Source organism: Ruegeria sediminis (genome assembly GCF_005938215.1).
Lineage (GTDB): Bacteria > Pseudomonadota > Alphaproteobacteria > Rhodobacterales > Rhodobacteraceae > Ruegeria > Ruegeria sediminis.
Genome location: NZ_VCPD01000004.1, coordinates 327,230 through 341,360 on the forward strand (window position 1 = coordinate 327,230; position 14,131 = coordinate 341,360).

Here is a 14,131-nt window from a genome sequence, read left to right on the forward strand (position 1 = left end):
ATCGTTCATGCGTTTCGCCATGGTCGGGGTTCTGAACACGGCCTTCGGATACGCGCTTTTTGCCGCTCTAAACCTGTCCGGACTGCCGCCGCAAGCCGCCCTTGCGATCGCGTTTTCCGGCGGCGTGCTGTGGAACTTCATGACCCACGCCCGGCTTGTCTTCGATACCAGAGGCTTCAGGCGGCTGCCATTCTACGTGCTGTCATACCTCGTGATCTATGGCCTCAACGCGGCTTCACTTGAGGGCCTGCTTGCCATCGGGCTCCACCCGATCATGGCACAGGGGATCATCGTTCTGCCCGCCGCCATCCTCGCCTTCATCGCCATTTCCCGGGTATTGACAGATCGCTTTCCGTGGGAGCCCGAAGCCTGATATACTGCCAGAAGGCCGGGCGGCGAAAGCTCGGCAGACTTCGAACAAAGGGCCAAAGTGACTATGGAGCCTGAAAATTGAAATAGACTTTGTATCGTGAGAGTAATTGTTGATGCGTCTCTATCTTGCCGATCTCGGTCATAACCTCGTTACCGCAACTTCGGACACCTATCCTTTGGGTGTGGGAAACCTCGCCACCTACGCCAAGGCTTATGCAAAAAGCCCCAAGCCGTTTGATGTCGCGATCTTTCGCGACCCGCAGGAACTCAGGGCCGCGATCGAGAAAGCGGCGCCTGATGTGATCGGGTTCTCCAGCTATTCCTGGAACCATCACCTGGCACTGTCCTTTGCCGATTTCGCCAAGTCGATCAATCCGAATGTCCTGACGTTGATGGGCGGACCGAACTTTCCGCTGACCGAGGAAGAGCAGGAAAGCTGGATCCGAACGATGCCGCAGATCGACATGCATGTGCGTGGTCCCACATACGAAGGCGAGCGGGCCTTCCTGAACACCTTGCAACGGTTCATCGACATAGGCGCCCGCCGCGAGGGGATGTGGGACGAAGCGATAGACGGAACTCTGTTCGTGCATCCGAAAAGCCAGGAGATTCTGCGCGGAGGCGAGGTGCCGCGCATTCGCGACCTGGACGAGATTCCCTCACCCTATCTTGCCGGATTGATGGACAAGTTCTTCGACACCGGCCTGTTTGCGCTGATGCAGCTTGCACGCGGATGCCCGTTCACCTGCGCCTTCTGCAACTCGGCGGTCAAGTCGAACTCGAAGGTTTTTCGGCACTCGTTCGAACGGACCAAGGCTGATCTCGACTACATCGTGGCGCGCATCAATCATGCCAGCCCGCTCTGCTTTGCCGACGACAATTTCGGCATGTATCTGCAGGACGAAGAGGTCGCCGACTACCTCGGTCACCTGATGGAGAAATACGACTGGCCGAAATACATCCGGACGACAACGGGCAAAAACCGCGGCGACCGGATCATCAAGGTCATGCGCAAAGCCAAGGGCCGGCTTCCAATGACCTCTTCCGTCCAGTCTTTGAACCCGACGGTGCTGAAGAACGTCAAGCGCGACAATATCAGTCTGGATACCTATGCCGAGGTACAGCAGGAACTCCATGCAACCGGCATGCAATCCTATGGAGAGCTGATCCTGTGCATGCCCGGCGAAACCAAGGAATCCTTCATGGACGCCGTGGACAAGCTGATCGAAACCGGCGTCAGCCGGGTGGCGGCGCATCAGCTCATGCTGCTGCACGGCGCCCCGCTGGCCAATCCCGACAGCCGCGAGAAGTTCGGTTTCAAGGTTCGCCACAGGGTGGTTGCCCGCTGCTTGGGAAAATATGCCGGTCCGACGGTGGTCGAGACCGAAGAGATGGTCGTGGAATCCGAACAGTTTTCCTTCCAGGACTATCTGGACACCCGCGTGTTCCATCTTTTGCTGACGATCTTCTACTACGAGAACAATTTCGAAGAAGCCTTTCGACTGGCGCGATCGCGCGGTATCCGGCCGTTCCAGATTGTCAGGCACATGCAGGACATTCTCGATCAGGCACCTAGGCCGTTCCGGGATGCCGTGTCGAACTATCTCGACGAGAACCAGCAGGAGCTTTTCGATACCCGTGCCGACTGCGTCGCGTGGGCCGAGCAAAACTATGATGCCCTGATTAGCGGCGAACTGGGCGGCAACCTGCTCAGCAAGTATTCCATGATCGGGCGGTTCATCGTGCTGAGCGAGGCCCTCGCTTTCCTGCGGCAAGCCATATCGGATCTGCTGGACGAAAACGATGACGAGGCGCAGGTCATGCTGGAAACGATCATCAACTACTACGGCGCAGTCATGCTGCACGTGCCGTTTTCCGAAAGCCTTGAACGCGAACCGGTCTGGACGTCTCTGTACGACGTCGAAAACTGGCGGAACTCGGGGTACGAAGGGTCGCTGCTGGACTACAGGTTCGACGCCCCGCGCGAGTTCCAGACGCGGGTCGATCCGCGCGTCAAGACGACATTGCTGTCTCGGATCAAAACGTTCGGGGAACACGCCTCGGGCTTGGGCAGGTTCACGCGAACCATGTTTGCGAATGATTTCAGGCGCGTGTTCACGAATGCCGAAAATCGGCATGTCGCCGAATAACAGGTGTTGGCGCGCAAAGCCCTTTAGTCTTCGTCTTTCATGTAGACGACCTCTCGCCCGGGGAATGCCGCGATGACGGCAGCGTTCTGCTCGGGACCCAGATCGCGCAGAAAGATCGGCTTGTCCGGGGGCAGGAAAGGATCGTTCAGATAGAGCGCCGATCCAATGTCGCGTTGCGTCGTGACGAACACAAGCGAGTTGCCCAGATCCTCGGCTTGGGCCTGCCGCCTTATGTCGCCCGAATACCCTCCATAACCGCTGTATTTCGAAACGCCGCGCCAAGAGGCGAAACTGACGACCGACACCGCGCACAAAAGCAGGATGATGCAGTTCAGGCGGCCGCGCGACTCGTCCGGCAGCCGTCGCCGGACCTCTTCGATCCCGGCGGCGGCGAGAACGAATGCAGGAAGAAGGGCGGTATGCCAGTAGCGCGGGCCGACATAGAACGTCCCGGTGAACCAGTAAAAGAACAACGCTCCGACAAGCGCCGAGAAGACCGCAAGCATCGCCCAGTCGAACCCCGTCAGGCGCTTCCGCCAGATAAAGGCGATCCAGACCGGAACCAGTGATCCGAATGTCCAACCCAGCAATTCGAGATTTAGAGACGCAAACCCGTTGAACAGATTCAGCAAGCCCTCAGCCGGGCTATGACCGATCCAGATGTCGAGCGCGCCCCACATTTTGGCAGGCGGTCCCACGTTGGCGCCAAATCCGAAAGCGTTCTGTGTATCGGGCCAGTAGCGGCTGAGGTAATCGGCTTGCGGGGTCAGCAGTGCGTCCCCTGTGACCGCATAGTTGAACAGCAGGAACACCGATCCGGAAGCGATACCGCCAAGCGCGCAGGCGAGGACTTGCCCGAAACCGCCGGGCAGGCGGCGCAATAGCCATAGCCCGGTCAATCCGCCAATGATCAATCCATCAAGCGGCCGGGTGACGAAGACCCAGCCCAGCGCCAACCCCGCGACAAGCGCCAGCACCGCGTCGCGACGGCTAGACCCGGCCCCCGCGCACAGCAGACACCACCAGGCCAACAGGACCATCACCAGCGCCGTCGCATGTGTCATCAACGTGGCGCCCGTGGCCAGCACCCAAGGGGAAGTCGCCATTAACAAAGCGACCAGGTCCGCCCGCTCTCGGCTGACGGCGCGGCGCAGGATGTCGTGTGCCAGCCACACGGAAGCCCCGGTCAGAAGCGGGTTGATCAGCCAAGGCGCCCCGATCAGAACACCTACGGTCAGGACAAATGCCCAACCCGGCGCGGGCACGCCGATCCATTTGCCTTCGTGAACATCCAGCAGATAAAACTCCAACGCCGGTTGTGCCGCCTCCGGCGGAGCCGGACTCCACAGCGCGCCTTCTGCAAAGGTGCGCGCCTGAAACAGATAGGCCAGTTCATCCTGAACGTGCGGAACGCGGTCGAAAGCAGTCCAGGCGAGAACGGCGCTGACCACGGCGGCGAAGGCGGCAAGACCGGCAGCCGGAATGCGCGGCGCGCCATCCGGCCCGGCCACGGTGAAAAGCGCGACCAGTGTTGCCATCTGCATGAATGACAACGCGCCGCCGACACCAATCTGAAGCCCAAAGGCCAGATGATATCCGTAGGCGAGATAGGGCGTCGCGGACAGGCTGAATGCCGCAACCAGAACAGCCAACAGGATCAGGCGCAGGATTCCAGCCCGACCAACCAGGGCCATTGTTGCTGTCCGGCCAGCGGGTTGTAACAACACGTATAGCGTCAAACCGGCCTGAGCGGCGAGCACCGCCAGCATGATCAGGTTTTCCGGCGGGACGGCCGAGATCTCAAGTCGCGGGAACCAAAGCGGCAAGGTCAGCCACAACCGGGCGGAACTCCCAAGCAGAATCGCGGCACCCAGGATGCCGAACAGAAACTGCCCACGGCGCCAGAAAACGCCCAGCACCAGCACCGCGGCCAAGACCATCACGAGGAACCAGAGCCTCAGTTCGACCAGAGTCGCATTGGTGACGGGGGCTTCGACGGCCCAGGCGGGCCCGCCGCACAGCCAAAGCCCAAGCGCGGCGATGCATCGCTGCCGCATAGCCTGAACGGCATTCATGCCAACGGCTCGTCTTTGACCAGAGCCGGATCCCTGGCCGGTCCTTCAATGTTGATTCGCTCCTGTTCCGTAACAATCGGGCCGCCACGCACCTGATTGTGTATCGAAGTAATATATTCCCCTAACATGCCTATGAACAGCATCTGGATACCCGACAGGAAGAACAGCGCGACGATGATCGTCGTCGTCCCACGCGGAGCTTGATCCGGATTGACGAAATAGAGCAGCGTGGAAATGATCGAAAACAGGATGCAACTGATGGCGATCACAAGCCCGCTGAGCGTGCAGAACCGCATGGGCGCACGCGTGAACGAGAATATCGCGTTCAACGCCTGATCGGTCAGCGCCATGAGTGAATGTTTCGACAGCCCGCTTTTTCGCGCCTTCCAGACATAGGGGATAATGATCCTGCGAAAACCGCAGCTTGCGATGATTCCGCGGATGTAAGGGTAGTGGTCGTTATGCGACAGGACCGCTTGAAGAACCTTTCGGTCGATGAGTTGAAACTCGCCCACCGAAGGTTCCAGCCATACGTCTGACAACCGGTTGACGATCGTGTAGAACACCCCTCGGGCAGAGCGCATCACGAAGCCTTCCTCGCGGGTACTGCGGGCGCCCGCCACCACGTCGTACCCCTTTTCCCACAATTCCACGAATTCGGGGATCATTTCGGGCGGGTCCTGCAGATCGACCGGCAGCATGACGACGACCCCGTCTCCGGACGCGTAACGCAACCCGTTGAAAGTAGACCGGAACACACCGAAGTTGCGGGCATTGACCACGACCTTCACGTCCTGGTCCTTTTTCGCAATCTCCCGGAGGATCTCCACGGTCCGGTCCGACGAGGCATTGTCGATGAATATGTGCTCTCGCCTGTAGCCCGGCAAATCCTTCTCGAAAATCGCCTTTACGGTTTCATAACACGTCGCCACGTTGTCTTCTTCGTTGAAGCACGGCGAGACAATGGAGATGGTTTTCATTTCATTTCTTTGCATAACAATCACAGGTACCGATAACACACGCCGGTCTTAGGCACCTATACCATCCTGCGATCCCGCGGATTCGCACAACCCCCGGTAAGAAATAATCTTTCGCGCTACGTGCGCCGGCCGCCACAACTGATGCCGAAACTGCGGCGCGGAACGCCGGGAAACTGCGAGCACTTGTTTCCCGAATGGAAGTTTCATTTAATGCGTTCAATTCATCGAATATGTCGTGGAACGTTGTGATTGTCGCTGGCTGAATGAATCGAAAATTTCGCAACTGGGTGTTCAAGCTTCATACTTGGCTGGGCCTGCATCTTTCCATTTTTTTCGCTTTCCTGTTTTTAACAGGCACGCTGCTGGTCGTCGGCTTGGAGCTTGAATCCATTGCGCGGCCTGCAATCTGGACCACCGTGAACAAAGAGGATCGCACGGCCAGCTTCAGCACCATCTACCAGGGCATCAAGAAAGCTCATCCCGAAAGCGACGTCTTCAATATCACCAAACGTCCCACGCCGTGGTTCGCTGACCGGTCGACAGGCCATACCGGATGGGGCGAAATCGTGAATTTCTGGACGGATCCGGTCACCGGTGAAGTTGTCGCGGAATCCCGGACAGTGGGATTCAGCAGTATTTTGCGCAACCTGCATGACAGTCTTCTGACAACCAAACAAACGGTCGTCCTCGTGATTTCCGCGTCGTCGATCCTGCTGTTCCTTCAGATGACAAGCGGTCTCGTCACGTATCGCCGCTTCTGGAAGGGCTTGTTTCGATGGCCCAACAGTTCGAACGGTCCCAGATCCTGGGCCGGAGGCGCCCATCGGTTGACGGCGGTTTGGGCAGTGCCGCTTGTGCTTCTGATCGCGGTGACGAGTTTCTGCTTCTTTCTCGGCGAGTTGGGATATGCGGACAAGGTACCGCAACCGAAACCCACGGCCGAGCGTGAAACCGCTTTGCCATCCGACTTCGGGCCCGCCGCCATCGATCGGGCCGAAGCGCTGGCCCGAAACGCATTGCCGGGCTTTGAACCGGTCGAGATGCTGATACCGGGAAGGAAAACAGAAAGTATCAAATTCATCGGTCATCAGGATGGCTACTCGGAGTTGAGCGGATCGAGTTCGGTTTCAATCGATCCATTGACCTTCGAGATACTGGGCGCCTTCGCACCGGACGACTCACGGGGCCTCGCCCGCTGGTACACGCTTGTGGAGATGCTGCATTTCGGAACTTGGGGTGGAGCCTTCTCGCGCGGCCTCTGGGTCCTCCTTGGTTTTGCCTCCACTGCCGTCGCCCTGACCGGCGCCCTTGTTTTTGCGGCCCGACTGGCGCCGAATGCCGCACAATACGGGCCGTTGAGGCGAATCTGGCGGGGTTTGGGGTGGTCCCGTTGGATCTATTTACTGATCCTCCTGGGCATTCTTGTCGCCGCCTATCTACGGTTCGGCCCGGATTCGGTTCGCAAATCGTGGATCCATCCCGTCGATACGCCGGGCTCCGTGGCCCGTCTTATTCTGAACGAGCCGTTGCGACGGGATCGGCCCCTGGATGTCGCGCTACGGCTCGGTGAACCGGATGTCGAGGAAGCCTCGGTCGTGGTCAACAACGGCGACGCCCAGCAACTGGAACTGACGCAGGTCAGAGAAAAGCCCCAAGCACAATTCCGAATTCTACCCAGCGACACTTCGATGGAGATTACCGTCCGACTGAAGAAAACGGATAACAGCGAACAGATCGTCAATTTCCGCCTGGGGCGCCCGATCTGGTGATCCCTGACCTCAGGCCCGACTGGCGAGCACCGAAAGCAAGTCAAAGCGGCCCCGCATGGTCAGGAGAGCGAGGCAAGTATCAACCAACCCTCCTGTCAGCGTTCCCGCCAACAACAGCGGGATTTGCGGCTATCCGTTTCCAATGCAGAGACAACACCTGCGGCCACCGAAGGCAGGGATTGAAGTCACGAAAGGCGTCCAATTTGCAGGCCGGTTACCGCGGCCCGCACCGCGAGGACCTGGAAACGCATTTCGCGTCGCAAAATCGCCACCGGCACGGCCGCTGCTGCGATCATCAACACGGTCGGGGAAAGTCCGATCAGCAAGCGGCCCGCCAGCACTTCGCCGTAAAACGGCGAGACTGGCCCAGCGACAAGAACCAGAAGTGTGGACAGGCCGACCCCAAGCAACATCAGCAGCCAGAATACCGAGTTCAGCCGCTCCGGCGACAGATCGTCGAAGGTCAGCAGAATTTCCGAGATCGATTCCCGCACCAGGAACTCGGAAAACAGCACGAACGCCGCGGCCATCGCCAGAAGGCCAAAGGCCTCGACACCCAGAATTCGGGCCAGAATGGCGAAAATGACGAAATTGAGCACCTGCTCGAGCCAGATCCCCGCAGACATCCAGGCGACACCGCTGGTGAAGTTCTGCCGCCGTGACATCGTTCTCCTTTCTTTCGCTCGTGCCACCCAGCCCTGTCCGCATACGGCTTCGTTTTGGGCTTCAAGGCACTCAATCTGCTTTGTGACGCCCGAACAAGTACAAAACTTGACGCCCAATGGCCGTTTTCGGTCAGATTTATTGTCTATGTTCAGGTTGCGCATGTTCGAATACTATCGACAGAACAGGGAACTAGGCCCGCGGCGATCCTTTCGCCACGCATGAGGACGAGGTCGGACGCAGGCATTGAAATTGTGATTACGTAAAAGGTTTGTTTTTTGATGAACAAGATTGCAGAGCGGATCGACCCGGGCAACGCCACGTCGGGCGAGATATCCAAGCTGGACACGTCGGGCATGAGCCTGAGCGTGGTCATCCCCGCCTACAACGAAGAAAAGTCCGTGCGCGGCACGGTCGAGGACGTGCGCACCCATCTTGAACCGCTCGGCATTCCCTACGAGATCATCGTGGTGGACGATGCCAGCGAAGACAACACCCGCGCCGAGGCCCAAGCCAGCGGCGCCACCATCGCATTCAACGACGTCAATTCCGGCTATGGCGCCAGCCTGAAACGCGGCGTGCGAATGGCACAGCACGACTACATTGCAATCCTCGATGCCGACAGCACATATCCGGCGCGTTATCTGCCGGGCATGCTGGCGCTGTGCCGCGATCAGGATATGGTCGTGGGCGACCGTGGCGCGGCGATGAAGAACGTGCCACTGCTGCGGCGACCCGCGAAGAAGCTCCTGTTCGCCTTCGCCTCATTCCTGGCCGAGCGCAAGATCAACGATCTGAATTCCGGCCTGCGCGTCTTTCGCAAATCCGAACTGATCCCGTTCCTGCCACTTCTGCCGCAGAATTTTTCTTTCACCACCACGATCACTCTGTGCATGACGTCGAATGGCAAGCGGATGATCTATACGCCGATCGAATACGGCAAGCGGGTGGGAAAATCGAAGATCCGACCGGTCGATTTTCTCAATTTCATCATCCTGATCCTGCGCATCAGCACGCTGTTCAATCCGCTCAGGGTCTTCATCCCGCTTGGCCTGATGTTCTTTGCGTTGGGCATGGTGAAGTTCATCATCGACCTCACCTACTGGAACCTCAGCGGAACCACGGTGTTCGCGTTTCTTGCGGCCATCATGATCTGGTCGCTGGGGCTGATCGCCGACATGATCTCGCGCTTGCATCTGAGGCCCTGACATGAACCGCGCGGACAACCCGGTGAAGGCGCCGCAGTTGGCGGACGCGTCTCCGCCAGAAAGAAACACAGACAAACCACATGTCATCATTCTCGGCGCCGGACCGGCCGGGCTGGCCGCGGCGCACAGTCTGACGCGCTCGGGCCAGGCCAAGGTCACTGTGATCGAACGGGCCGCCGTCGCGGGGGGCAATTCGGCCTCGTTTCCGGTCGAAGGCGTGATCTGCGACTACGGCTCGCACCGGTTCCATCCGGCGGCGGAACCCGAGGTTCTGCGGGATGTAAAGGCACTGTTGGGTGAAGATCTGATGCTGCGGCCGAGGCACGGCCGCATCCGGTTGGGCGGAAAGTGGATCCATTTCCCTCTGAAACTTTCGGACGCTCTGATCCGGCTACCCAAACCTTTTGCCCTTTCTCTGATCGGGGACATGGTCCTCAAACCCTTCCGCAAGAAAAACACCGGCCCCGCCACCTTTTCCACTGTGCTCTACGACGGTTTGGGGCCGACGATTTCCGAGAATTTCTATTTTCCCTACGTGCGCAAGCTCTGGGGGCTGGATCCGGACAAACTGGCGGTGACGCTGGCCGAGCGGCGTGTCGGCAGCGGCTCGGTCGGCAAGATCCTGATGAAGATGCTGCGCCTGCTGCCGGGACTGCGCAGCGAAACGGCCGGACGGTTCTATTATCCGCGCCGGGGTTTCGGACAGATTTCCGACGCGATGCTGAAAAGCGCCCGCGAGGCCGGCGCCACCTTTCTGTTCGAGACCGAAATCACCCGCATCGAACGTCTGGGCGACCGCATCAGCGGGCTGACAATTCGCGACGGCGCGACCGAACGGCAACTGAGCGGCGACCTGATCCTGTCGACCATCCCCCTGACCGGTCTGACCCGGCTGATCGATTCGCCCCCGCCCGAGGTGGTGGACGCCGCGCGAGCGATTCGGTTTCGGGGCATGATCCTGCTCTACCTGGTACTGGAATCGGAACAATTCACTGAATTCGATGCGCATTATTTCCCAGAGCAGTCCATTCCAATCAGCCGAATGTCAGAACCCAAGAATTATTCGGCCAGTGCCGAGCCGAAGGGCGTCACCGTGCTTTGCGCCGAACTGCCCTGCGATCCGGACGAGAAGTGGTGGTCCATGTCCGACGAGGAACTCGGACTCGAATTCACCGGCTGGCTGGAGCAACTGGGCCTGCCCGTCACGGTGCCGGTCCGCCGCTGCGAAACCCGGCGGCTGAGCCATGCCTATCCCGTCTACGATGCGGGCTATCAGGCGCGGTTCGATGCCGTCGACAACTGGCTTTCCGGCCTCGACGGGCTGTTGGTCTTTGGACGGCAAGGGCTGTTTGCCCACGACAACACTCACCACGCCTTCGCCATGGCCTACGGCGCGGCGGATTGCATCGATGCCAAAGGCAATGTCGATCGCGCGAAATGGAACCGGTACCGCGAGGTCTTTGCGACCCACGTGGTGGAAGACTGATCCATGTCCAATTGGCAGGCCGATATCCTGATGTACCACTCCATCTCCGAGGCGGCGGGACCGACTTCGATCGCGCCTGCCGTGTTTGCCGCGCAAATGCAGGAGTTGGCAGATTCGGGCCTGCCCGTGGTGACGCCCGACGCGCTGACCGCACCTGCCGCGCCTCGCATGGTCATCATCAGTTTCGACGATGGGTTTGCCGATTTCGCCGACACGGCTTGGCCGATCCTGCGCGATTTCGGCTTTCTTCCGATCGTCTACCTGCCCAGCAGCCACGTGGGCGCCTCGGACTCCTGGCGGGGCGGGCACATTCCGCCGCGCCCGCTGATGACCTGGAAAGACATCGAGACACTGGCGGCCGAGGGCGTTCTCTTCGGCGCACACAGCCTGACCCATGCCGATCTCGCCACGCTTTCGGCACCAGATCTGGAAGAGGAAGTGGCGGGTTCGGGGCGTGAGATCGCCGCGCGTCTTGACCGGCCTGTCCGTCATTTCGCGCCTCCCTATGGTTCGTCCAGCCCCACGGTTCGCGCCTGCATCGCCAGGCACTATGACACTTCGGTCGGGACGCGGCTGGCCGTTGCCGGGCCGGGTGACGACCTCCACGACCTTCCGCGGCTCGAGATGTACTATTTCAACGACATCACGCGCTGGCGGACCCATCTCGAGGGGCGGGGCAGCCTTTATCTTGCCGCCCGCAAGACAATGCGGGAACTGCGTGCCATGATGCGCAGGCACGCTTGATGAACATGTCATCACCTGCCCGTGTCTGTGGCCGGACGCACGGGCGGGCGCTCCAATTCCCGGCACAATGGCATTTGAAATACGAGTGGCACAGCACATGCATATTCTAGTTACCGGCGGCGCCGGATTTATCGGATCCCACCTTTCGGAACGGCTCGTCGCCGACGGTCACACGGTCACGGTTGTCGATGATCTGTCGACCGGCCGCATGTCGAACCTGTCCGCATTGACCGACCGGCCCGGGTTCACCTTCGTCGAAGGCAGCGTTCTGGACCGGCAGCTGGTGGCGAACCTGGTCAAATCCGCCGATGTGGTGTTCCACCTCGCGGCGGCGGTTGGCGTCAAGCTGATCATGGACGAACCCAGCCGGTCGATCATGACAAATGTGGCCGGCACCGAGAACGTTCTCGACGCGGCCTTGTCCAACAAGACGCACACCTTCATCGCCTCCAGTTCCGAAGTCTACGGCAAGAACACGAGCTTTCCGTTCAGGGAAGAGGATGACCTGACGATCGGCTCCACCCGCAACCTGCGCTGGTCCTATGCCTGCGCCAAGACGCTGGACGAGTTCCTCGCGCTGGCTCATGCCCGGGAATCCGGCCTGCCGGTCACGGTTCTGCGCTTCTTCAACACCACCGGCCCCCGGCAAAGCGGGCGTTATGGCATGGTGCTGCCGAATTTCGTCAAATCGGCGCTCGAGGGCGCGCCGCTGACCGTGCATGGAACCGGCGACCAGTCGCGGTGCTTCGGCCATGTAGCCGATGTGGTCGAAGCCCTTTGCCGGCTTATGGCGACCCCGCAGTCGCGGGGCGATGTCTTCAACATCGGCACCGATCAGGAAATCTCGATCCGCTCGCTGGCCGAGCAGGTCATCGAGATGACGGGATCGAAATCGGAAATTCGTTACCTTCCCTACGACGCAGTCTATCCCGAGGGTTTCGAGGACATGCAGCGCCGGTTGCCGGATGTCTCCAAGCTGAAGCGCGTGACCGGGTTCCGCCCGATGCGGCCGCTGTCGCAGATCATCGACGACATCGTCGCCGAGATGCGTCTGACTACATGCGGCTGAACCTGCCCTTTCCGGCCGCCGGGGATACTGCGCCGTGACCGACGTGGTGATCGGCTCTGGCCCGTCGGGCGTGTCGGTCGCGACCGCTCTGCTGCGACGCGGCCGCCAGGTTCTGATGCTGGACGGAGGCAGGACGCTCGGCCCCGAGACGCAGGATCGAAAGGGGCGCATGGCCGCCTCGGATCCGTCCGAATGGTCCGCAGAAGATCTGGGTGACTGGCAAGCCCCGCAATTCGATTCTCCGCCCGGTCAGGTACGCCGGTACGGCTCGGATTTCGCGATGGAACCGGGGCAAGAGACATTTGTCCGGCCCCAAGGCATTGGCTTGCGCGCCTCACATGCCACGGGTGGTCTGTCCAATCTTTGGGGCGCGGCGGTCCTGCCCAACCGTGCCGCCGACATGGCCGACTGGCCGATCGGCATTGACGAATTGGCCCCGCACTATCAGGCCGTCGCGGAGTTTCTGCCGGTAAGCGGCCGGACGGACGACTTGCAGGACGTGTTCCCCGCCTTTCCGATGCAAGGTCTAAGTGCCCTTTCGCATTCACCGCAAGCCGGCCGCATCCTGGACCGGTTGAACCGGAGCAAGGCGGATCTTGCGGACATGGGCGTCCGGTCGGGAGCGTCGCGCCTGGCGGTCAACCCAGGCTGCCGCTACTGCGGGCAATGTCTGCATGGATGCCCGTGGGGCCTGATCTATTCGGCCACGCAGTCCTTGGACAACCTGTTCCGACACGCAGGTTTCCAGCACCGCACCGGCCTCGTCCGCCGTTTTGAAGAGGCCGGCAGCCATGTCGCTTTGACGTTGGCCGATGGTGAGATCCTGCGGGCGGGCCGGGTCTTTGTGGCCACGGGCGTTCTGGAAACGGCGCGGCTGCTACTGGCTTCACATCCTGACCAGAGCCGCAAGTTGCGGCTGCAGGACAGCCAGCATCTCTTTCTTCCCAGCCTGCATCGATGGCGCGTATCGCCCCGCCCCGACCAGCGTCCGTATCACACGCTGCCGCAGATCTTTGTCGAGGTCGATGACCCGCAGATTTCCCCCTATCTCGTGCATAGCCAGATCTACACATGGAACGAATTCTACGCTCACGATCTGATTACCCGCTATGGCGCAAAACTGCCGGGATCCGCGCCGTTGTGGAACATGCTGGCGCGGCGTCTGATTGTGGCGCAGGTTTTTCTGCACTCCGCCCATTCTCCGCAGATCGAACTCTCGCTGGCCCCAGACGGGCGGCTCAGCCCATCGGTCCTGCCGAACAGCGCAACGCACGGTGTCATGAAGGCGGCGTCCTCCCGGCTGGCGCAGGTTCTGAACAAGGCAGGCTGCACGGCGCTTACCTTCGCCAGCCGCCCCGGCGAGCCGGGATCCAGTTTTCACACCGGCGGTTCGGTACCGATGTCCCGAAACCCCGTACCCGGACAGGCGGACACGCTTGGGCGACCAAGGGGGCTGGAGCGTGTTCACATCGTCGATGCTTCTTGCCTGCCCAGCATACCGGCCACGACGATCACCTTCACCGTCATTGCCAACGCACATCGCATCGGGAGCCTGGCGCCCGAAGATTGAACGCTGGCAGAATAGACGCCCGGAGCGGCAGGCCCAACCTCCAAT

At 60.3% G+C, this 14,131-nt stretch carries 11 protein-coding genes; 8 read left to right on the forward strand and 3 right to left on the reverse strand.

All coding sequences use genetic code 11. The features are described 5' to 3' along the window. Positions 1 to 7 precede the first annotated feature (7 nt). Positions 8 to 373, forward strand: coding sequence for a GtrA family protein (locus FGK63_RS13045; RefSeq protein ID WP_171052647.1), 366 nt, complete (start codon positions 8 to 10; stop codon positions 371 to 373). Positions 374 to 485: 112 nt separating this feature from the next. Next, positions 486 to 2,522 carry a B12-binding domain-containing radical SAM protein gene (locus FGK63_RS13050; RefSeq protein WP_138842908.1) on the forward strand — a complete coding sequence of 679 codons (2,037 nt, stop codon included), beginning with the start codon at positions 486 to 488 and terminating at the stop codon, positions 2,520 to 2,522. Between the two features lie 23 nt (positions 2,523 to 2,545). Here the strand turns inward: FGK63_RS13050 and FGK63_RS13055 are convergent, their stop codons facing one another. Together FGK63_RS13055 and FGK63_RS13060 are read right to left on the reverse strand one after the other, a co-directional pair. Beyond that, a complete protein-coding gene (locus FGK63_RS13055) occupies positions 2,546 to 4,597 on the reverse strand; it encodes a hypothetical protein (RefSeq protein ID WP_138842910.1) in 2,052 nt (683 codons plus the stop codon). Next, positions 4,594 to 5,577, reverse strand: a complete 984-nt coding sequence (locus tag FGK63_RS13060; protein ID WP_138842912.1) for a glycosyltransferase family 2 protein — start codon at positions 5,575 to 5,577, stop codon at positions 4,594 to 4,596. The genes FGK63_RS13055 and FGK63_RS13060 overlap by 4 nt, the downstream gene beginning before the upstream one ends. A gap of 263 nt (positions 5,578 to 5,840) precedes the next feature. Between FGK63_RS13060 and FGK63_RS13065 the strand changes: the two genes are divergently transcribed. Then, positions 5,841 to 7,346, forward strand: a complete 1,506-nt coding sequence (locus FGK63_RS13065) for a PepSY-associated TM helix domain-containing protein (RefSeq protein WP_138842914.1) — start codon at positions 5,841 to 5,843, stop codon at positions 7,344 to 7,346. 185 nt (positions 7,347 to 7,531) lie between these two features. Here FGK63_RS13065 and FGK63_RS13070 read toward each other — a convergent pair whose 3' ends face one another. After that, the gene (locus FGK63_RS13070) at positions 7,532 to 8,173 is read right to left on the reverse strand and encodes an oligosaccharide flippase family protein (RefSeq protein ID WP_138842916.1); all 642 of its coding nucleotides are present in this window, start codon (positions 8,171 to 8,173) and stop codon (positions 7,532 to 7,534) included. A 117-nt stretch (positions 8,174 to 8,290) separates the two neighbouring features. Between FGK63_RS13070 and FGK63_RS13075 the strand changes: the two genes are divergently transcribed. The 5 genes from FGK63_RS13075 (at position 8,291) to FGK63_RS13095 (ending at position 14,086) form a co-directional block, all read left to right on the forward strand. Beyond that, positions 8,291 to 9,217, forward strand: a complete 927-nt coding sequence (locus FGK63_RS13075; protein ID WP_138842918.1) for a glycosyltransferase family 2 protein — start codon at positions 8,291 to 8,293, stop codon at positions 9,215 to 9,217. Between the two features lies 1 nt (position 9,218). Further along, positions 9,219 to 10,703 carry a protoporphyrinogen/coproporphyrinogen oxidase gene (locus FGK63_RS13080; protein WP_138842920.1) on the forward strand — a complete coding sequence of 495 codons (1,485 nt, stop codon included), beginning with the start codon at positions 9,219 to 9,221 and terminating at the stop codon, positions 10,701 to 10,703. 3 nt (positions 10,704 to 10,706) lie between these two features. Continuing rightward, positions 10,707 to 11,447, forward strand: coding sequence for a polysaccharide deacetylase family protein (locus FGK63_RS13085; protein WP_138842922.1), 741 nt, complete (start codon positions 10,707 to 10,709; stop codon positions 11,445 to 11,447). 97 nt (positions 11,448 to 11,544) lie between these two features. After that, positions 11,545 to 12,516 carry an NAD-dependent epimerase/dehydratase family protein gene (locus FGK63_RS13090; RefSeq protein ID WP_138842924.1) on the forward strand — a complete coding sequence of 324 codons (972 nt, stop codon included), beginning with the start codon at positions 11,545 to 11,547 and terminating at the stop codon, positions 12,514 to 12,516. Between the two features lie 34 nt (positions 12,517 to 12,550). After that, entirely contained in the window at positions 12,551 to 14,086 is a 1,536-nt protein-coding gene (locus FGK63_RS13095; RefSeq protein WP_138842926.1) for an FAD-dependent oxidoreductase, read from the forward strand. The last annotated feature ends 45 nt before the right edge of the window (positions 14,087 to 14,131 follow it).